Here is a 19,919-nt window from a genome sequence, read left to right on the forward strand (position 1 = left end):
ACGATTGGAGGTCATCATGCCGTCGTTCCGAATCATCCTCGTTCCGCTCGTCGCCGTCCTCGCGTCTGCGTGTGCCCTCTCTCCCGGCGAAGGCCAAGGGGAGGAGGAGGCGTCGACGACCACGTCCGCGCTCGAGTCCGGGCTCAGCGCGGGCGAGCTCGAGTCCATCATCTCCCCCGACGCGCGCGCCGCCGTCGAGAGCATGCTCGCCGCCGAAGGGAAGGCCGAGTCCAAGAAGGGCTGCCGCACCAAGACGCGCGACCCGATCGATCCGAACGTCGTCCACGTGGTGCTCACGAACTGCACGGGTCGCCTCGGGCGCCACGTCGTGAACGGGGAGATGCGCGTGACGTTCAGCCAGAACCCGGACGGCTCGCTCCACGCGGAGCACGAGAGCGTCTCGCTCACGATCGACGGGCGCCCCGCCACGCGAAAGGCGTCGTCGGACATCACGTTCGAGGGCTCGCTGAAGCGCGTCGTGCGCCGCGGCGTCAAGACGGGCATCTCGGCCAAGGGCGTCGACATGACGAAGGAGACCGACGAGGTCATCCTCGTCGACCGGGCGACCCGCTGCCGCACCATCGACGGCAAGGGCATCGCGACCTTCGCCGACGGCCGACAGGTCGAGACCACCATCGCCGCACTCCGCATCTGCGAGGACGAGGCGGGCAACGATCTCTGCCCGACGGGCTCGGTCACCCACGTCAACGCCCAGAAGGGAAAGACGGTCGTCCAGACCTTCGACGGCTCCGACGTGGCGACGATCGACACGACCACGAAGAAGGCACGAGAGACCTCGACCTGGGATCTCTCCTGCGCCGCCGTGCCCTGACGATCCCGCGAAACCGCCCCTCGACCCTCCACACGACGACCTCGGCGCCACGACGCGACGAGGCCTCGGGTCGAGGGTCGCTTCGTTCGGTGGCGCCCCCCGCGCCGCGCGCGTCGACGAACCGGGACGATTGACGATTACGAAAACTGGCAATTGGCGATGAAGGTCGGACCGACGACGGGCCGATACCCCACGAGTGAGCGATTCGTCCCACGCTCGCCACGGGAGATCTCGCATGCGCCTCGCGAAAGGTCCTGTCGTCCCTACGCTCGCCCTCGCCTTCTCGCTCGTCCACGGCTGCTCCGGGGCGACCCCTGAGGTGGAAGGCCCCGACGCCGACGCGAGCGTCGGTCCGGACGGAGGAGCGACGGGCGAAACGTCCGTGCCCGTGACGGACGCGACGGCGTCCCCCGACGGGGCGAGCCCTGCCGAGCTCCCGCTCGTCAACCCCTCGAAGTACAACACCCTCGTCGGCAGGCCGACGGATCGCTCCGCGGCGGTGAGCGTGCTCGCCAAGGCCGGCGACTCCGCGTACGTCGAGGTGGCGAGCGCGGTCGACGCCACGCGCACCTCGCTCGTCGCCCCGCGCACGCTCGCCCCGCGTACGTCGACCTCGGGCGAGCCCATCGTGCTCGAGATCGACGGCCTCTCGCCCGATACCCGCTACTACTACCGTGTCGTCTACACCGCGGCAGGAGGCACTCCGACACAGGACGCGCTCCACACGTTCCACACGCGGCGAGAGAAGGGGAAGACCTTCCACTTCGGCGTGCAGGGCGACACGCACCCGGAGCGCTTCAACGACAAGATGTTCCACCCGGAGCTCTTTCGTCGAACGATGGAGGCCGTCCGCGACCGCCAGCCGGACCTCTACTTCACTCTGGGCGACGACTTCTCCATCGAGAAGATCATCGAGACCTTCAAGGCCCAAAACTACCCGGCCGGGCACAGCTTCCAGCGGGCCGTGGAGGGGGCCCTCCCCTTCTCGGAGTACCAGGCGCTCGGGAGGCCGTTCTCGCAGCCCATGATCGTCGACGGCGTCGGGGCTCCCCAGGGAAGCGCCGCCTACCTCGGGATGCGACAGGACTACTTCGGACTCATGGGCGCCTCGACGGCGCTCATGCTCACGAACGGGAACCACGAGCAGGCGCATCTCGCCAACCTCGGCGGCATCTTCAACAACGCCTCCATCTGGGCGGCCGAGTCGCGCCTCAAGTACTACCCACTCCCCGCGCCCGGTGACTTCTACTCCGGGGACGACGCCAAGCTGCTCTCCGCGAACGGATACCCGACGTTGGGGGGCGACGGGCTCCTGCGTGACTACTACGCCTTCACCTGGGGCGACGCGCTCTTCGCGACGCTCGACCCGTATTGGCACTCTCCGACGGTCTCTCCCGACAGCACGCTCTTCGACGAGCCGGAGCCGAAGTGGGGCGCGACGCTCGGAGACGCCCAGTACCAATGGCTCAAGCGAACGCTCGAGTCGAGCACCGCGAAGTGGAAGTTCGTCTTCGCCCACCACGTCAACGGCAACAACCGCGGCGCCGCGGCGATCGTCGGCTCCCAGGAGTGGGGCGGCGAGCCCGGGTTCTCGACGAACCGGCCCGGCTGGGCGAAGCCCATCCATCAGCTCTTCGCCGACACCAAGGTCACCATCTTCTTCCAGGGACACGACCACATGTACGCCCGCGAGAAGGTCGACGGCGTGGTGTACCAAGAGGTCCCGAACCCTGCGGACAATAGCTACTTCGCCTACAACTGCGACGCCTACACGCCACCTTCGATCACGTGGCAGGGGCCCTCGGGATACGGCGTATACGACGCCGCCTTCGGCCAGCGGCTCCCCAACACCGGGTTCTTGGACGTCACCGTGTCGGAGGACCGTGTACGGGTCGACTACGTGCGCACCTACCGCGACGTGGATCTCACGACCAACCCGAACAAGGTCTTCACCGGCTCCGAGCGGAACGGCGAAATAGCCTTCTCGTACAGCATCCCGTCGAGCCCTGCCGACTCTCCCCGCGCGCCCTACACCTGCCTCGGGGCCGCGCCCCCCGCGGGCTGGATCTATAACCGCTGATCCTCGACGGTCCACGTCGAGCCTTGCCTACGAGGTCACCCATGAACGTCCCCACTCGAGCGAAGGCCCTCGGGGGCCTGTCTCTCCTCGTCGCAACCGGGCTGCTCGCGGGCTGCCCGAGCACCACGGACGGCGTCCCCCAAGCGCCCGACGCCGCTTGCCTCGGGGACTGCGACGCCACGAGCCCTGACGCACCCGCCCCGACGCCTACGGGGACCGACGCGTCGTGTGCGCCTAGCTGTCCTCCACCCCTCGACGAGAGCGCCCTCGGCACGTGGGTCCTCGGGAGCCCGACCGCGAGCGGGGTCACGTTGTCCCTCCTGCCCAAGACCGCGGTGGAGGTCTACCTCGAGGCCGGCACGAGCCCGGGGCAGACCAGCGTCAAGTCCGACATCACCCGTGGACCGGGCGGCGCTCCCCTCGTGACGACGCTCACGGGTATGCCGGAGGACGCCACCATCTACTACCGCGTGCGACTCCGCCCACCCGGGGCGACGGACTTCTCGACGTCCAAGGAGCGGACGTTCCACACGGCCCGAAAGGCCGGCTCCACCTTCACCTTCACGGTTCAGGCCGACTCGCACCGCGACGAGAACTCGAACCTCGACATCTACCGCCGCGCGCTCGACAACGTCCGCGCCGACACGCCGGACTTCCACGTCGATCTGGGCGACACCTTCATGACCGAGAAGTTCGCCAAGACCGAGGCGGAGGTGGTCGATCGGTATATCGAAGAGCGCTCCTACTTCGGCCGCACGACCGACACGGTGCCGCTCTTCCTCGTCAACGGGAACCACGAAGGCGAGGTGGGGTGGGTGTTCGACGGCGTCACGGACAACCTGGCCGTATGGGCGACCAAGGCCCGCCTACGGTACTTCGTCGCTCCGACGCTCGGCGGGCTCTACACCGGAGACGACACGACGAACCCGCTCGTGGGCCGGCGCGTGGGGTACTACGCCTTCACGTGGGGCGACGCGCTCTTCGTCGCGCTCGACCCGTTCTGGTACACGGAGACGAAGCCCCGAAGAGGCGGCGAAGGCTGGGGATTCACGCTCGGAGAGGCCCAATACCGCTGGCTACAGAGGACTCTCGAGGCGAGCACGGCCAAGTACAAGATCGTCTTCGCGCACCACCTCGTCGGGGGGCTCGATGACGCACGCGGCGGAGTCGAGGGAGCGGATCTGTGGGAGTGGGGCGGCCAGGGCGCCACGGGGGCGGACGAGTTCGCGACGCGCCGCCCCGGCTGGGCCAAGCCGATCCATCGGCTCCTCGTCGACACCAAAGCGAGCGCGTTTTTCCACGGGCACGATCACCTCTACTGCAAGCAGGACAAGGACGGCATCGTCTACCAGGAGGTCCCCCAGCCGAGCCACCCGGGTGGGAACGCCGCCGTCACCGCGGCCGCTGGAGGCTACGTCTCGGGCACCATCCTCCCGAGCTCGGGGCACATGAGGGTCAAGGTCGCGCCCGACAAGATGACCGTCGAGTACGTGCGGGCCGTGCTCCCCACGGCGGAGACACCGACGCTCAAGAACGGCAGCGTCGCCGACAGCTACACGATCGTCCCACGATGAGGATTCCCAGCGGCCGGACGAAGCGCTCGCCCTGCCCACGGAGGTCGACATGAACGAGCCCACCATTTCCCCTTCTTCGAGCCATGGCACACGTCCGTTCGACGCGAGGCCGGCCCTCGTCCGCGCGGCGTGCCTTCTCCCCGCGCTCGTCGCCGCGGCGAGCGTCGCGTGCGGAGAGGTCACGTCCGTCCCCGGGGACGACGCCTCGACGGAGGCGGGCTCTCCCCCGGTGGACGCGGCGCCCGGCGAGGACGGCGACTCCCTCGCCCCGCCGGGCGCCGACGCCGCCCCCTTGGACCACTGCGCGGCCGTCGCGGCCTCGGTGACGGAGGCCGGCTTCGGCGCCACGGTCGGCGTGCGGTGCGACTCCGAGTATGCCTACGTCTCCGGAGACACGTATCCTACTCACGCCAAGATGGACGGCATCACCGGCACCAACGACCAGGTGCCCGTCCCGGCGCCGGGGTACGTGTCCCCGATCCGTCTCGCCCCGAAGGTCGCGGCGAAACCGACGACCATCGACGCAGCCCTCGGGGTCGCCGTCAACGGCGTGCCCATCTACGACTACAGCTCGCAGGGAGCGCTCGATCCCTCGGTGTACGATCCGAAATTCGACACCAAGGCGACAGGAGAGCTCGACGTGTGCAACGGGCACTCCGGCCGCGGCGACGACTACCACTACCATGCCGCCCCGACCTGCATGATGGCCGCGATGAAGAACGCCGGTCCTCGCGCCATCCTCGGGTGGGGATTCGACGGATACCCGATTTACGGGAACTCCAACCCGGACGGCACGCCGATCGCCGCTGGAGAGCTCGACGTCTGCAACTCGAAGCCCGACCCTACGTTCGGACGGCGCTACCACACCTCCGACGCGCATCCGTACATCGTGCAATGCCTCGTCGGGGAGATCGACGCCGCGAAGGCGCCGCGGGTCTCGCCCCTCACGAAGCAAGGAGGTGGTGGTGGGCGCCCGCCCGGACAGAAGCCCCCCGGCGGCGTACAGAACCTCAAGCTCGTCGAGCAGAGCGACGGCTCGAGGACGATGACCTACGAGCACGGCGGCCAGACCTACTCGATCGCCTACCGCCTCTCGACGACGCCACGATGCTGGGATTTCGAGGATCGTTCGTACTCGACGGGAGGCGTACTCCAGCGGGGCACGTATTGCCGCCCATGAGACACGACACCCGACCGAGGGGCATCACGCTCGCGCTCGCGTTCGTGGTCGGAGGGGCGCTCGTGGCCCGGCCCGCGCTCGCGCACTCGCTCGACGTCGCGACGGCGCGCCTCACGCTGCGCGACGAGCACGCCGACGTCCTGGCGGAGCTCGACCCGTTCCTCGCGACGGGCGTACTCCCCACCGAGATCGCGACCGCTCCCGACGCCGCGGTGGACGCCTTCTCCACGAAGCTCCGGCTCGTCCTCGAGCGAGGCGTGCGCTTCGAGGCCGGCGGGACACGGCTCCCCGTCGTCGTGAAGGGCACACCGGGGCGCGACGAGCTCCGGGCGAAAGCGGCGGTCCTCTCGGCGAAGGGCGAGGTGCACGGCGACTTCGTCGTGCTCCGGCTCGACGTCGAGGGGCGAGTCCGCTCGGACGCGCGGGTGACCGTTTCGTTTCCGCAGGAGCTCGGTCCGGTCCTCGTGACGTTGGTGCGGCCCGAGATGCGCTATTCGACGCCGGGGATGGTCGCCGGGTTCGATGCTCCAACGGCAGGCCCACGCGACGATGTACCGACCACGGCGCCCCCCGCGAGCCCGCTCACGAGCCATCACGCGCTCGTCACGCTCGGCCTGGGAGCCCTCGCCTCCTTCGTGCTCGTCTTGGCGCAATGGCGCGCCGGAAAGGTCGCCCATTCATGAAATCGCTCGCCCGCTTCGTGTTCCCCCTCTTCGCGCTCGCCGGCGTTTGGGCCTGCTCGGGCACGGCCGTCGACAGCGCCCTCCCCGACGCGGGTGCGGACACGGGGCCCTTTGCGGACGCGACGGGCCCGGACACCGGAGACCTCGACGCGACAACGCCCTTCGACGCGGCCCCCGAGGCGGAGACGGACGCCGCACCGCTCCCGTTCGTGCTGACCAGCGCCGCCTTCCTCGACAAGGGCACGCTCCCGGCCACCTACACGTGCGACGGCGCGGGCACGAGCCCGCCCCTCGCATGGTCGGGCGTCCCGAAGGGCACGCAGGAGCTCGCGCTCGTCATGAGCACCGTGGCTCGCGACGGCAAGAAGTGGAACTGGGTGCTCTACCGGATCCCCACGACCACGCGCGAGCTCGCGACGGGAGAGACCAAGGTAGGGAACTTCGGGATCACGAGCGACGGACCGAACCTCGCCTACTACCCTCCCTGCTCGCAAGGCCCCGGGGCCAAGGAGTACACGTTTACGCTCTTCGCGCTCGGAGCCACGGCTTCCGTCCCGGCGCAGCCGTCGCAGGTGACGGGCGCGGCGCTCGAGGAGGCCGCCGGCAAAGCCCTGCTCGCGAGCACGTCCCTCACGGTGAGCTACACGCGCCCTTGAGTGACGGCGCCGGCCCCGTGTCGGCGAACGTCCCGCAGACGAAGAAGCGTTTCGCTACCGAGGCTCGCGTGGGCTCACCCCACCTCCCGTGGCTGCGGGGCCACTCGCGGCACCACGCGCGTGTAGCCCGCGCGCCACAGCTCTCGCCCCAAGCGGGCCACTCCGTGGAGCCCCCGTCGCTTCAGCGCGGCGGCCACCACCGTGAGCGACCGATGAACGAGCGGGCTCCCGGAGAGGACGTCCCACGCCCCGGGCGCACCGGGCCACGCGAAGTGCGTCGAGAGGTTCACCGAGGCCTCCGCCGCGCGCACGCAGTGCCACCAGTACTTGGGAACGAGGAGCGTGTCCCCCGGCCGGAGCGCCGCGATCATCGTGGGCACTCCGTCGAACAGCGGAAACCGGCCGAGATCGGGCGCGAACGGGTTTACCGGAGACTCGGCGCTCCCGTAGGCGTACACCTCGCGCCGATACGCTGGCGGAATCAGCAAGAACTCCTTCGCGCCGAAGATCTGAAGGTTGAAGTTGTCGAAATCGCCATCGTGGTGGAGCGACGACATCGTTCGGGCGGGCGCGACCCAGAGGGTATCGCGAAGGCCATGGGAGCCCGCGGGCAAGAGCGCCCGGTGCGGCGCCGGCGCGGCCTCCAGCTCGACCCGCATCGCCGGCACCCGCGAGAGAAACTCGAGCCCCTTCCAGCGCAGCGCCCGGTCCCCGGCGCGCACCCGTCGCATCGCCTGCGCGAGCCCTTCGCGACGCCGCACGCGCTCCCCTACGTAGACCGCAACGGCATCCTCGAGCTCGATCGTCGCTCCGCCGAAGCGCGCTTCCATGGCCTCGGGGCTCCAGCGCTCGAGCCACGCCGCGGCCCCTGGAAGCCGCACGACCGCCGGCAGGTTCTTCGCGAGGTACGCCGGCGCATCGGCCGCGTCGACCACGTCGACTCGAGCGTGGGACCGTCGCGTCTGCGAGCTCGCCTGCATAGCCGCGTCGTTCGTTAGCCCGCGTACCGCCCCGCCACAAGGGTCGACGGCCACGAGCCCGCGAACACGGCTCGACTCGGGCTAGGTGCACGCGCCTCGGACCACGCATCGACGACGGCCCGCCCCCGTGGTAGCGATTTCGTGGGAGCCCGACGCGATGGCCTTGAGCGATGGCACCACACTCGGCCTCGTTGCAGCCGCGGTAGCGTGCGCCCGCGTCATGCTCTTCGTCCTGCGGCGACGTAGCGAGAGCGACACGGCGACGCCCCGCCGGCCGGCCCCCCCGCCTCCGGACGACCCACGGTGGCAGCCCTCGACGGGCGAGCCGCAGATCGTCGGCAAGGCATGCGCCCATTGTGCGACATCGTTCGTGACAGCCCGAGACGGGCGTGCCTGCAAGGCCTGTGGCGTGCTCGTGCATCGGAAGCCGTGTCACGGGGAGCACAAGAGAGCGGCACACCTCGGCGGGAACGACCCGTACCGCTGAACGCGGCCGTACGCGGCGCCCCATCGCGGCAACCCCTGGATCTTCCTGGCCTATCGCCGCCCCCATTTCCCTTGGGCAGGTCGTGTACGCTCGTGTTCATGGGGCAGGGCGAGGTCGACGCGAGCGTTCTGGACGACGTGCCGTTGCTCGCGGGGCGCTACCGCATCACCGCGCTCCTCGGGACGGGAGGCATGGGCTCCGTCTACCGAGCCATCGACGAGCTCCTCGACGAGGTCGTCGCGGTGAAGGTCCTCCGTGGCACGCTCGAGAGCCTCGCGGACACGCAGCGCCGCCTGCTCCGTGAGGTCAAGCTGGCGCGACGGGTGACGCACCGGAACGTCGTGCGGACGTTCGACGTCGGGGTGCACGATGGCCTCCATTTCTTCTCGATGGAGTTCGTCGACGGCGTCTCACTCTCCCACGTGAGGCAGGTCGAGGGGCTCATGGATGCGAAGCGCGCCGCGGCGCTCGGCGTCGAGATCGCGCGAGGCCTCGCCGCGTCGCACGAGGCGGCGGTCGTGCACGCCGACCTCAAGCCGGCAAACGTCCTCTGCGCGCCCGACCGTATCGTGCTCACGGACTTCGGAGTCGCCCGTGCGTTCGGGCGAAACGACCGCGTCGATGGGGTCTCCGACTCGAGCGATCTCGGGGGCACGTTGACCTACATGGCACCCGAGCAGCTCGTCGGAGCACCCATCGACGGGAGGGCGGACGTCTACTCGCTCGGGTGCATCCTCTTTCAGCTCGTGACGGGTCGGCTGCCGTGGCCGCGCGGCTCGGAGCCCCTCGCGCGCACCGTCGTCGCGCCACCGGATCCACGCGAGCTCGTGCCCGACCTCTCGCCCGAGCTCACCGACGTGATCCTCCGATGCCTTTCGACCCGGCCGGGGGATCGCTACCCGAATGCCGACGCCGCGGCGGAGGCCCTCCTCGTCGTGAGCGGTGGGGCCTCCTCGCCTGCCCCGCGGGCGTACTTCCACGCACGAACGGCCGCACGGTCCGTCGCCGTCCTTCCGCTCGCGAATGCGGGGGTCATGTGGGACGACTACCTCGCCTTCGGGCTCGCCGAGCACATCACCGACGATCTGAGCCGACACGCGACGCTCGGCGTGCGCCCGTTCGCGGCGTCCTACGACGCGGCTCGTTCGGGGCAAGGTGCCGTCGCGACCGGGCGCGCCTTAGGGGTCGACGTCGTCGTCGACGGCACTCTCGCGAGGACCGGCCACGAGGTGACCCTCACGGTGCGGATGACGAGCGTCGGGGACGGTTTCCAGATCCTGGCCTGGCGCGCGACACGTGACGCCGCAGAGGTGGCGACGTTGGCCACGGACGCCGCGACCGTGTTGGCCGAAGCCTTGATGGTGGAAGAGCCCCCTCGCGAGGCGCTGACGGGCGACACGGCCGCGCGCGACCTCTACCTTCGCGGGAGGTACACGTTCGCCACGAGCTACTACGGTGTGGGCGAGGCCATCCCTCTCCTCCGCGCCGCTTACGAGCGGTCGCCTCATGACACCCGTATCGCCTCGACGTATGCGCTCGCGCTCATTCGCCATGTCCGCATGGCCCCACCGTCCCCCGACGGCCACTCCGAGGTGCGTCGCATCGTCGTCGAGACGGCGGACCGGCACCCCGAGGCCCCGGACGCGCAGACGGCCCTCGGGGCCCTCGCCTTCGAAGACGGCGACTACCGAAGCGCGGCCCTCGCCCTCGCGCGGGCCCTGACCTTGGCCCCCCGCCACGCGCCGGCCCTGGATTGGTGCAGCCGCATGCTGCTCGACTTCGGGCGCCCCGAGTGGGCCTACGAGCTCCTGTGCGCCGCGCGCGAGCAGGACCCGAGCCTGGTCGCGGTCGACGTCATGCTCGCCCGCGCCCGCTTCGTCTTGGGCGACCGCGAAGGCGCCCTCGCTCTCCTGCGGCGGCGCACCACCCCCGAGGACACGTCGCCCCTCCATTGGGCGGCCCTCTCCCGGCTCGTCCTCTGGTCCGGAGACCGCGACCTCGCGACCTACGAGCATGGACGCTTCCTTCGCGCCGTGGCAGAGACCGCCGCGCCTCCCGGCCCGACGTGGGGAGGCATCGCCTCCGAGGTCGAGCGCCGCCTCCGCCTCGGCCGGACGGGGCTACTCGCGGACGACGAGGCCGAGAGCGTCCACAGAGGGCTCGTCGAGAGCGGAATCCCGCGACGTGACGCGCACGTGCTCCAGCTCGGCATCGAGGTCTTGGCCGCCGCGCGAAGGTTCGAGTCGGTGCTGCGCCTGCTCCCGCGGCTCGAACGGGCAGCCTTCGTCGACGTCACGTGGATCGATCGCTGCCCCCTCCTCGAGCCGCTCCACACGCACACCGCGCTTCACGCCTTGCGCGCCTCGGCGAGCGCGCGTGTCGCGCCGGCGCTGGACATCCTCGAGCGCGCGAGAGTGCTGTTCGAGCCGTCCCACGGGGCACCACCCAACCGGCGCTGAACCACCGACGGAGCGCCCGAACGGAGCGTGTCCTCAGCGCCCGAGGGCTCGGCCGAGCGCTCCCATGAGCCGCTCCAAGTCGTGCGCGTCGTCGTAGAGGTGCGGTGTGATCCGAAGCCTGTCCCCACGGACGCTGACGTGGACCCCCTCGGCGGCGAGGCGCGCGACGAGCCCCTCCGGAAGACCTTTCTCGAAACGAAGGCCGAGGTAGTGCGGGGCGCGAAGGGACTCGGGGAGCGCACGGGCGCCGAGAGGCCGCGCGCCGTCGGCGATCGCGGAGGTCATCGCGCCGAGGGTCTCCGAGAGGTTCGCGCGCCCCCACCCGAGGAGCTGTCGGCAGGCAGCGATCGCCGCCGGTACGAGCGCGAAGCTCGAGCGCTCACCGACGTCGAAGCGACGGGCGCCCGGGAGGTACTCGTCGCGGTAGTCGACGAGCCGCGCGAAGTCGTGCGACGCCTCGCGGACGATCCACCCCTCCTCCAGCGGAGCGCCGCTCCTATGGCGAGGCGCCACGTACAGAAGGCCGAGTGAGTACGGCCCCATGAGCCACTTGTAGCCAGCGGCCACGACGAAGTCCGGATCGCAGGCCGTGATGTCGGGGTCGACGACGGAGATCGACTGCGTGAGATCGAGCACCAGCGCCGCGCCGACGGCCTTGGTCGCGCGCGAGACGCGTGGGAGGTCGAGCATGCCACCGCACACCCAGTGCACGTGACTCGCGCATACGACCGCCGTCTTCGCGTCGATCGCGGCCTCGATCGCGCGCGTCCAGTCCCCGTCCTCGGGGCGCGCGACGGTACGGACCTCGGCGCCCGCCGCGCGGGCCTTCTTTCGCCACGTGTGCACGCTCGAGGGAAACTCCTCCGCGGGCAAGACGACGTTCGATCCGGCGACGAGCGGCAGGTTCGCCGCGGCGGTCGCCATGCCGTAGCTCACCGAAGGGACGAGGGCGATCCCCTCCCTGTCGACTCCGAGGATCTCGCCGTAGAGACCGCGAAGCACCTCCGAGCCCTCGAAGAAGCTCGCAGGCGAGATCTCCCAAGGGCGAGCCTTGGCGGCGAGCCCCGCCGTGCCTGCCGCGACGACCTCTCGCGAAAGCGGCGACATGTAGGCGCAGTTGAAGTACGCAACATCACGGGGGATATCCCAGAGGTGCCGCTGGCTGGCGAGGATGCTCACGCGCCCTGACTAGCAGAGTCGCGCGACGACAACTTCTCCTCGATCGACGCCCGAGAGCCTTCGCGAGATACCTGCCAGCTCCCGTTCGTGCTCTACCTCGTGGCTCGCGGAAGACGTGCGACAGCGCTCACACCCGACGGACCAAGGCATACGCGAACGACTGCGAGCTCCCCCACGGCGTGACATGCGCCTCCGTGCGGGACTCCACGAGTCGGAGACCCGGCCCGAGGGCAGCCGCGATCTCTTCGGGCGAACGCCGCACGACGGGCAAACCGCTGCATCGCTCGGGACCATCGGGGGCGAAGGTCGCTACGATCGCGTGGCCCCCCGGCCTCAGGGCGCGGGCGAGCGCGCGCACGTAGGCCACCTGCGCGTCGGCCTCGACGAGAAAGTGGAAGACGGCGCGGTCGTGCCAGAGGTCGACGCTTTCCGGCTCGAGCTCCACGGATGTCACGTCTCCCGCGACGAAGCCCACGTTCGAGGCGCGCTCCCCGAGGCGAGCCTTGGTCGCCGCGAGCGCCTCGTCCGCGAGATCGAGCACGGTCACGCGGGTGAACCCGTCGGCCAAGAGATCGTCCACGAACGTCGAGGCACCGCCGCCCACGTCGAGGATCGAGGCGTCACGCGCGAGGCCGAGCCCTCGAACGAGCGACAGGGAGACGTCGAGGTGGGGCCGGTACCAGCTCACCGCGTCGGGGGACTTCGTCGCATAGACGGAACGCCAGTGGTCGCGAACGCTCATGCCCCGAGTCTACTCGCTGCAGCCCGGCGACGCGATCGACCTCCCCTCGTGTCGGCCTCGTGCCCTCGCCTCTCGACGGAGAGGAATCGCGCGAATCGACTCGCTCCCTCGAGACACCTCGCCTTCAAAGTGCCGGCCATCCGCGTTCGAGAGCACCTCGGCGCGTCCGAGGCCCCGGGGCGGCGCGCCTTCACCCCCCGTAAGGAGAGTCGTGAGAGACTCTGCGACGACGATGAGCCCACAGGCCACGGCGAGGGACAGAGGCCGCTCCCAGCGCGCTCGGAGAGGCGACCGTGGTGCGCACTCGGCGAGCACCGCGGCTCGCACACGGGCTCTCAGGTGGACCGGAGGTGACGGGCCTTCGTCGACCTCGAAGGCACGCTTCCACGCGACGAGCTCACGCACACACGCGAGGCAACGGCCAAGGTGCTGCTCGACCTCGCTCCGATCTTCGGCTTCGAGGGTCACGAGGTGGTAACCCGGCAAGCGCTCACGCACACGCGCGCACGACGTCATCTCCCAACCTCCGTGCGGAGCACCTCGACGAGGCGGCTCATCCTCGATTTGATCGTTCCGAGCGGGACGTCGAGCGCCGAGGCCACCTCCTCGTACGAGAGCCCCGCAGCGCGCAGGTGGTAGACCTCGGCGAGCGGATCGGGCAGCCTCGCGACGGCCTCGGAGAGCGCCGAAAAACGCTCGTTTCGAAGCACTCCGACCTCCGCGTCTTGTGCGGGCTCCCCCGCGTGCACGTGGGCGATGGCCTCGAGGGCGCGCCCGGACCGCTTTCGAGACCGCAGTCGATTCGCGCACAGGTGGCCCGCCGCCGTGATGAGCCAGGCCCTGACGCTCCGTACGGTCTCCGTGCCGCGCCGCTCACGAAACATCGCCACGAAGGCCTCCTGGAGCACGTCCTCGGCCTCGGCGGCGTTCCCGAGGCGCGCGCGTACGAACCCGAACAGCGGAGGAGCGTGCCTATCGTAGAGCGTATCGAACGCGCGCGCGTCCCCCGTGCGGACGCGCTCGAAGAGCGCCTCGTCGGTCTCCATGGTGGAGCACGCTCATGCCCCGCGAGGGGAAGGCTCGTCCGAGGCCCGCAGTGCGCCGACGCTCGCGACGAGGCCCGCGAGCACGACGACCACGAGGGCGAGCACCACGTTGTGGATCGACTCACCGAACCCTACGGCGAGAATCTCGAGCTGGTCGCCCTTCGGGACCTGGGGGATGAAATGGGCCGTCGTCGCCATGCCCGCCGATGCGCCGAGGAGCCCCGAGGCGAGCGTGACCGTCCCTAGCACCAGGGCCACCCTCGCACGCCGCCCCGATGGGCGCACCGCATAGAGAACGGCGGTCGCCAGGAGGAAGAGACCGACGACGAGCGTCGGGAACATGCCATAGCCACCATTTTTGAAGAACTCGGACATCGCAGGACCTCGCTTTCGCCCGGAGAGAAACCGGACGGGGCGAAAGGTTCGCGACGAGCGCGCACTTCATGAAAATGCCGCACTCGCTAGAAATGCACAGTGGCGCGGTACGCTCCGAACGGCGCTATCCGCAGGGCGTCATCGGCCCGAGAGCCCCGCGCGCACCTTCGTCCAGTTCTCGAGCAGGCACGGCCGTTTGGCCAGCTCGGGCGGCGTACCGACCGAGCACCGGCGCCGCTCCCACGTGATGGCTTGGTCGAACGCCTCGGCCACGCCGGGGGTGCCCGTGCGCGCGAGGTGCTTGCCCTTCTGCAGGTACCAGTTCGCCACCGCGCCGCAGCTCAGCTCGTCTCCGGCCTGGCACGCCTTGGCGACCCGCCGCGCGAGCCCCTCGTCCGCGAGGCGAAAGCGGGCCTCGTCGTGCACGTGGAACGAGAGGAACTTGCACCCGTCGAGCGAGCCGAGATCGCACCCTCGGGCGTAGAGCGCCAGGGCCTTCGCGGGGTCGGCATAGCTCCCCGGTCGATCCTTGCCTTCGGGGTCGTAGAGCATGCCGAGACCAGTACACCCGTGCCCGACCTGGCCATCGCACGCGGCGCGAAAGAGCCGCTCGGCGCGCGCTTCGTTCTGCGCCTCCACCTCACGATGCCCGATCGTGACGCACGCCGCGAGATCCCCACGATCGCACTCGGCGGCGCAGTCGACGCACGAGATCTTGCCCCACGCGTCGCCCGGCCGCGTGAGCGCGCTGGCGCCCGTGACGGGCCGGAGTGTCACCTTGACGAGCGCGTCGCACCCCTCCGCCGGCGCTCCGGCCGAGCGACAAGCCGCCGGATCTCCGTCGCTCTTCGCAACCAGCGAGCGCTGCGTGGACCGAGCGTTCGCTCCGAACGCCGCGACGTCGGCCGACGCCGAGGCTTCGCTCTTTCCGCGCCGAGAGACCGTGAAGGCACCGCGCACGACCGAGGTCACCACGTGCGTCGCGCCCGTACAGTCACCACGAAGCTCGCTCGTGGAGAACGCGAGGGCCGGCGCGATCGACTGGCGCCGCGCGAGGATGGCCACCTCGACGACCTCGTCGCTCTCGTGACCCGCCCCGACCTTGCCGGTGAGCCCGAGCGCCGAAAAAGGGAGGGCGGCGGCGATCTGCTCGTGGGTGGCGAGCTCCACGACGTCGTGTTTCGGCGAGAGGGTGACGCTCCGATACGACGCGCGCGCCGTGCAGCCGGGGAGCACCTTCAGGCGCTCGCCAGGGCGCAGAGAAACCACGCCGAGCCCGCTCTGCATGCTCGTCTCGAGCTCGGCGCGCATCGTGGAGGGCCAATCCACGGCGAAGAGCGGCTCGTCTTCTCCGACCATGCCGGCGACACGAACCTGAGCGGGCGGCGGCGATGGGCTCCCGCCGCATGCCGCGGTTCCGGCGGCGACGGCGGCGACAAGGGCGAGCGAGAGGCGACGTGAACGACGATCCATGGTCGGTCCTTCGACGGCGGAGCCTCTCACATATTCGGATACTCGCCCACACTTCACGCCCCTGTAGCCGTTCGCGGCCCGCTCCCCGCTGGTGGCACTGTCGACCGCAGCACATGCAGGAGATCTCGGGGCGGTACGTCCCGCCTCCAATCGTTCCCTTTCGGCACGTCGTGCGCTTCGGCCTGCAGCACGCCGAACCAGGGAACGCGCCGCCCTGGACACCCGCACGCGACAGGTCGAGCGCTCGGGATGGGCTCACGCGGTACGATGCTCGAGCCCGCAACGTTCTCACGAGCCCGATGCACGACTGCCCCGAAATCTCGGACCTCATCGTCGACTACGACGCCACGACCCTCGCCCGACGGCCGGTGAAGAAGTCGACCGTGCTCGAGGCGCTCGCCCAGCACCAAAACGCGTGGGGCCTCCGCATCGCGCGGCGCTTCCCCGCCGAAGAGGATCGGCTCGATCCGGGCTTCGTCGACGCGGCCCTCGTGCGCTCTCACCTCGAGCTGCAGCGCCTCCACGAGGAATTTCTCATGGGCCTGCGCGTGCTCGAGGTCCTCGAGCCGCTCGTGGCCGCGGTGAGCGAAATCCACCCCGGTCGCCCGGTACGTGTCGTCGACCTTGGGTGCGGCCTCGGGTTCGTCGTGAGGTGGCTCGCACGTCACGGCGGGCTCCCGAGGCACGTCGAGCTCGTCGGGGCCGACTACAACGCGACCTTCACCCACGCCGCGCGGCACCTCGCCGCGCAAGAGTCACTCGCGTGCACGTTCGTGACGGGCAATGCGTTCCGACTCGCCGAGCCCGCCACGATCGTCACGTCCACGGGCGCGCTTCACCACTTCCGCGGGGCGGGCCTCACCGAGATCTTCGCGCAGCAAGAGCAGGCCGGCGCGATGGCGTTCCTGCATTTCGATATCAAACCCAGCGTGTTTGCGCCCATAGGCTCGTGGATCTTCCATCGGGCGCGCATGCGCGAGCCACTCGCGCGCCACGACGGGTACTTGAGCGCGGTGCGGGCGCACGACGGGGATGCCCTCGTCTCGGCGGCACGATCGGGAGCCTCCGGGTTCCTCTGCGCGCTCTTCGACGGGCAGGTCGGCCTCCTCCGGCTCGTGCGTATCATGCACGCGATCGTGGGCGTGCGACCGGAGCTCGAAGCGGGCTTCGTGCGCGCCATGGGAGCCAAGAGGCCGCGACTCTCCGCCTTCGCGGGGCACGCATGATCCCCGCAACGCTCGTGCTCCTCGCCCTCGTCGACGGCGCGCTCATCGGGTTTCGATCGGGAGCGGGGCGCGTGGGCCTCGTCGGGAAAGACGCTCACATGCGCCGCGCCGTGCTCCTCGGCGTGCTCGCCGCGGCCCTCATCGCGCTGGGCGGCATCGTCCTCGCCTTCGCCCTCACGCTCCTCCCGGGGCGCGAGCGTTGGGCCTCCCTCGAAGCCGGGGGCGCGGCGGCGGTCACCGTGTTCGGGCCCTTCGCCGGGCTCATGGTCGCCTCGCTGCTCGTGTGGCTCGTGCCGATCACCGAGCTTCGCACGCTCGTCACGGTGAGCCTCCTCGGCCCGGGGACCCTCCTCCGACCTGCCGTTATCGTGCTCGGAATGACATACGCCTTCGCCCGCGTGCCCACGTGGGAGGTCGCGGTGCTCGGTGCCTACGGCGCCAGCGAGATGCTCCTCGTGGAGCCCTGGCTCACCCGGCGCTTCTTTCCTATCGATCCGCGCCTCGTACCGCCGAAGTAGCGCTCCGGCGGTCGAGGCCCCTGGACTGCGAGCCGTGTCAGCCGTCGTCGTTGATGGCCTTGATGAGCTCCTCGAGCACGGCCTCTGCCCTCTCGGTCTCGATTTGGCAGGTACCCGCCGCCTGGTGGCCACCGCCGCCGTACTTGAGCATCAGCTCCCCCACGTTCGTCTTCGAGCTCCGATCCAAGATGGACTTGCCCGTCGCGAAGACGACGTTCTGCTTCTTCAGGCCCCAGAGCGCGTGGATCGAGATGTTGCACTGAGGGAACAGCGCGTAGAGCGTGAACCTGTTCGTGGGCCAGATGTTCTCTTCGCTTCGGAGGTCGAGCACCACCAGGTTTTTGTAGACTTTGGAGCAGCACATGAGCTGGTCCTGAGCCTCGACGTGGTGCTTCGTGTAGAGCTCCACGCGCTCCTTCACGTCGGGGAGCTCGAGGATCTGCTCGATGCTCAGGTTCAAGCAAGCATCGATGAGATCCATCATGAGCTGGTAGTTCGAGATACGAAACTCGCGGAACCGGCCGAGCCCCGTCCGCGGGTCCATGAGGTAGTTCAAGAGGACCCAGCCCTTGGGGTTCAGGATCTCCTCGCGCGAGAACTGAGCGGCGTCGGCCTTGTCGACCTCGCGCATCATCTCTTCGCTGATCCGGGGGAAGCGCTCCTTCCCGCCGAAGTGGTTGTAGACCACACGCGCAGCCGAAGGGGCCGACGCGTCGATGATGTGGTTCGCCGGCTTGTCCGCGACACGCGTGACCTCGCTCAGGTGGTGGTCGAACGCGAGGTGCACCCCCTTCACGTAGGGCACGTTCGTCGTGATGTCCTTGTTCGACACCTCGACCTTGCCGTCCTGCATGTCCTTGGGGTGGACGAACTTGATGTCCTCGAGCATGCCCAGCTCCTTGAGGAGCACGGCGCACACGAGCCCGTCGAAGTCACTGCGCGTCACCAGCCTGTATTTCTCGGTCATCCTCGCCCTCCGGTTCGCCTGTCGACCCACGAGCGTATGTTCTTTGCGCTCGCTCGCGAGCAGAAAACTCGCAGGAGTCGACGGGAGAGGGCTTCGACCTCCCCTCCGCGTGACGGCCGCGCACACGTGCCATCGTCCTCGGTTGACCTTCGACGGGGACCGGTCGAGCAGCCGTGGACATGACGACGTCCCCCGAACCGACCCACGTTCACCTACACGATCCTATTATTCTCGGTCGATCCGCGCGAGTCGCCCTGGCACGGGACATGGAGCACGCCGCCGCATGGCCCCCTCCGCTCGCCACCCCCTTGCGTTCTCCCTTGGGTTCGTCCCCGTGCTGTCCGCGCTCGTGCTCGGCTCCGCCTGCTCCACGTCCACTCCCGAGGAAACCGCGGACGCCGATCCTCCGGCGAACGACGCCGCCTCGATCGACGCGACGCCCCCTGGCGACTCCGCGCTCGAAGCCGCGACCTCCGACGCGTCGGCCGACGGCGGCGGTGCCTGCGCGAGCAAAGGGATGCCCTATCCACCGGGCACGACGACGGAGGGCTCCGTGATGGTCTCGGGAAAGGCGCGCACCTTCCGCATACACGTCCCGCCGAGCTACCGCGCCGACCGCCCGACACCCATCGTGCTCGGGTTCCACGGTGGAGGCGGCAGCGGCAAACAATTCGAGGAGTCGTCGCTCATGAACGTCCAGTCCGATCGAGAGGGCTTCGTGGCCGTGTACCCCGATGGCACCGGCCTCGTCCGCACGTGGAATGGAGGCCTCTGCTGTGGGCGCGCGGTCGAGGACAACGTCGACGAGAAAGCGTTCGTCTCGGCCATCTTGGACCACCTCGAGGGCGCGCTCTGCGCCGATACGCGCCGGATCTTCGCTACGGGCATGTCGAACGGCGGAATCCTCTCGCATAGGCTCGCGTGCGAGCTCTCGTCGCGCATCGCGGCGGTCGCCCCCGTGGCAGGGACCATCGGGGTCTCGACGTGCACACCGTCACGCGCCGTCCCCGTCATGCACGTGCACGGCTCGCTCGACGGGCACGTGCCGGTTGGTGGCGGCGTCGGGTGCGGCCCGTCCGGAGCTTCGTTCGTCTCCATCGCCGACACCATGGAGGGGTGGCGCGCTCGCAACGGATGCGCGACGACCACCTCCTCGTACACGACCATGGGAGATGGGTCGTGTGTATCTTACACCGGATGCATGGCGAGCACCGTCCTCTGCACGGTCGAAGGCGGGGGTCACTCGTGGCCCGGCGGCGCACCGAAGACCGGGGTCTCCGATTGCCCCGGCGACGGAGCGCAAAGCACCAGCTTCGTCGTGAACGAGGTTCTCTGGAAGTTCTTCCAGCAGAACCCCATGCCGGCGAAGTAGCTCGTCACACGTGGGTCGGGAGCTCGGCGTCCACCTCCTGGAGGCGGAACCCGGCCCGAAGCAGCCGCGAACAACCCCGCGCCCGGCTGA

18 protein-coding genes are annotated in these 19,919 nt (G+C 69.7%); 10 read left to right on the top strand and 8 right to left on the bottom strand.

Translation table 11 applies throughout. The features are described 5' to 3' along the window. Positions 1 to 16 precede the first annotated feature (16 nt). The 6 genes from IPK71_03245 to IPK71_03270 all read left to right on the top strand — a co-directional run bounded on the left by IPK71_03245 (position 17) and on the right by IPK71_03270 (position 7,005). Positions 17 to 832 (top strand): hypothetical protein, encoded by an 816-nt coding sequence (locus IPK71_03245; GenBank protein ID MBK8212740.1) that lies wholly within the window; start codon positions 17 to 19, stop codon positions 830 to 832. A gap of 235 nt (positions 833 to 1,067) precedes the next feature. After that, positions 1,068 to 2,912: a metallophosphoesterase family protein gene (locus tag IPK71_03250; protein MBK8212741.1), complete on the top strand. Its 1,845-nt coding sequence runs from the start codon at positions 1,068 to 1,070 to the stop codon at positions 2,910 to 2,912. A gap of 41 nt (positions 2,913 to 2,953) precedes the next feature. Continuing rightward, complete coding sequence (locus IPK71_03255; protein ID MBK8212742.1) at positions 2,954 to 4,486, top strand: metallophosphoesterase; 1,533 nt, start codon at positions 2,954 to 2,956, stop codon at positions 4,484 to 4,486. Positions 4,487 to 4,535: 49 nt separating this feature from the next. Then, positions 4,536 to 5,666 (top strand): YHYH protein, encoded by a 1,131-nt coding sequence (locus tag IPK71_03260; protein MBK8212743.1) that lies wholly within the window; start codon positions 4,536 to 4,538, stop codon positions 5,664 to 5,666. Then, positions 5,663 to 6,349 carry a hypothetical protein gene (locus IPK71_03265; GenBank protein MBK8212744.1) on the top strand — a complete coding sequence of 229 codons (687 nt, stop codon included), beginning with the start codon at positions 5,663 to 5,665 and terminating at the stop codon, positions 6,347 to 6,349. The genes IPK71_03260 and IPK71_03265 overlap by 4 nt, the downstream gene beginning before the upstream one ends. Continuing rightward, on the top strand, positions 6,346 to 7,005 hold the full coding sequence (locus IPK71_03270; GenBank protein ID MBK8212745.1) for a YbhB/YbcL family Raf kinase inhibitor-like protein: 660 nt from the start codon (positions 6,346 to 6,348) through the stop codon (positions 7,003 to 7,005). The genes IPK71_03265 and IPK71_03270 overlap by 4 nt, the downstream gene beginning before the upstream one ends. Positions 7,006 to 7,079: 74 nt before the next feature. Here the strand turns inward: IPK71_03270 and IPK71_03275 are convergent, their stop codons facing one another. Then, on the bottom strand, positions 7,080 to 7,940 hold the full coding sequence (locus IPK71_03275) for a cupin-like domain-containing protein (GenBank protein ID MBK8212746.1): 861 nt from the start codon (positions 7,938 to 7,940) through the stop codon (positions 7,080 to 7,082). A 630-nt stretch (positions 7,941 to 8,570) separates the two neighbouring features. On the opposite strand from IPK71_03275, the gene IPK71_03280 reads away from it, so the two are divergent. Continuing rightward, positions 8,571 to 10,931, top strand: a complete 2,361-nt coding sequence (locus IPK71_03280; protein ID MBK8212747.1) for a protein kinase — start codon at positions 8,571 to 8,573, stop codon at positions 10,929 to 10,931. Positions 10,932 to 10,964: 33 nt separating this feature from the next. Here IPK71_03280 and IPK71_03285 read toward each other — a convergent pair whose 3' ends face one another. The 6 genes from IPK71_03285 to IPK71_03310 form a co-directional block, all read right to left on the bottom strand. Beyond that, on the bottom strand, positions 10,965 to 12,038 hold the full coding sequence (locus IPK71_03285; protein MBK8212748.1) for an aminotransferase class V-fold PLP-dependent enzyme: 1,074 nt from the start codon (positions 12,036 to 12,038) through the stop codon (positions 10,965 to 10,967). A gap of 199 nt (positions 12,039 to 12,237) precedes the next feature. Further along, positions 12,238 to 12,852 (bottom strand): class I SAM-dependent methyltransferase, encoded by a 615-nt coding sequence (locus IPK71_03290; GenBank protein MBK8212749.1) that lies wholly within the window; start codon positions 12,850 to 12,852, stop codon positions 12,238 to 12,240. Positions 12,853 to 12,861: 9 nt separating this feature from the next. Next, on the bottom strand, positions 12,862 to 13,368 hold the full coding sequence (locus IPK71_03295; protein MBK8212750.1) for a hypothetical protein: 507 nt from the start codon (positions 13,366 to 13,368) through the stop codon (positions 12,862 to 12,864). Continuing rightward, positions 13,365 to 13,898 carry a sigma-70 family RNA polymerase sigma factor gene (locus IPK71_03300; GenBank protein MBK8212751.1) on the bottom strand — a complete coding sequence of 178 codons (534 nt, stop codon included), beginning with the start codon at positions 13,896 to 13,898 and terminating at the stop codon, positions 13,365 to 13,367. Before IPK71_03300 ends, IPK71_03295 begins: the two co-directional genes overlap by 4 nt. A gap of 12 nt (positions 13,899 to 13,910) precedes the next feature. Further along, positions 13,911 to 14,273, bottom strand: coding sequence for a hypothetical protein (locus IPK71_03305; protein MBK8212752.1), 363 nt, complete (start codon positions 14,271 to 14,273; stop codon positions 13,911 to 13,913). A 138-nt stretch (positions 14,274 to 14,411) separates the two neighbouring features. Beyond that, positions 14,412 to 15,746 (bottom strand): sel1 repeat family protein, encoded by a 1,335-nt coding sequence (locus IPK71_03310; protein MBK8212753.1) that lies wholly within the window; start codon positions 15,744 to 15,746, stop codon positions 14,412 to 14,414. Between the two features lie 299 nt (positions 15,747 to 16,045). Between IPK71_03310 and IPK71_03315 the strand changes: the two genes are divergently transcribed. Both IPK71_03315 and IPK71_03320 read left to right on the top strand, forming a co-directional pair. Continuing rightward, the gene (locus tag IPK71_03315; protein MBK8212754.1) at positions 16,046 to 16,972 is read left to right on the top strand and encodes a methyltransferase domain-containing protein; all 927 of its coding nucleotides are present in this window, start codon (positions 16,046 to 16,048) and stop codon (positions 16,970 to 16,972) included. Further along, positions 16,969 to 17,490 (top strand): hypothetical protein, encoded by a 522-nt coding sequence (locus IPK71_03320; GenBank protein MBK8212755.1) that lies wholly within the window; start codon positions 16,969 to 16,971, stop codon positions 17,488 to 17,490. Before IPK71_03315 ends, IPK71_03320 begins: the two co-directional genes overlap by 4 nt. A gap of 37 nt (positions 17,491 to 17,527) precedes the next feature. Here the strand turns inward: IPK71_03320 and IPK71_03325 are convergent, their stop codons facing one another. Then, positions 17,528 to 18,457: an exopolyphosphatase gene (locus tag IPK71_03325; protein ID MBK8212756.1), complete on the bottom strand. Its 930-nt coding sequence runs from the start codon at positions 18,455 to 18,457 to the stop codon at positions 17,528 to 17,530. A 283-nt stretch (positions 18,458 to 18,740) separates the two neighbouring features. Between IPK71_03325 and IPK71_03330 the strand changes: the two genes are divergently transcribed. Further along, positions 18,741 to 19,829, top strand: coding sequence for a hypothetical protein (locus IPK71_03330; protein ID MBK8212757.1), 1,089 nt, complete (start codon positions 18,741 to 18,743; stop codon positions 19,827 to 19,829). Positions 19,830 to 19,919 lie beyond the last annotated feature (90 nt).

It is taken from the genome of Myxococcales bacterium, assembly GCA_016712525.1.
GTDB lineage: Bacteria > Myxococcota_A > Polyangia > Polyangiales > Polyangiaceae > JAAFHV01.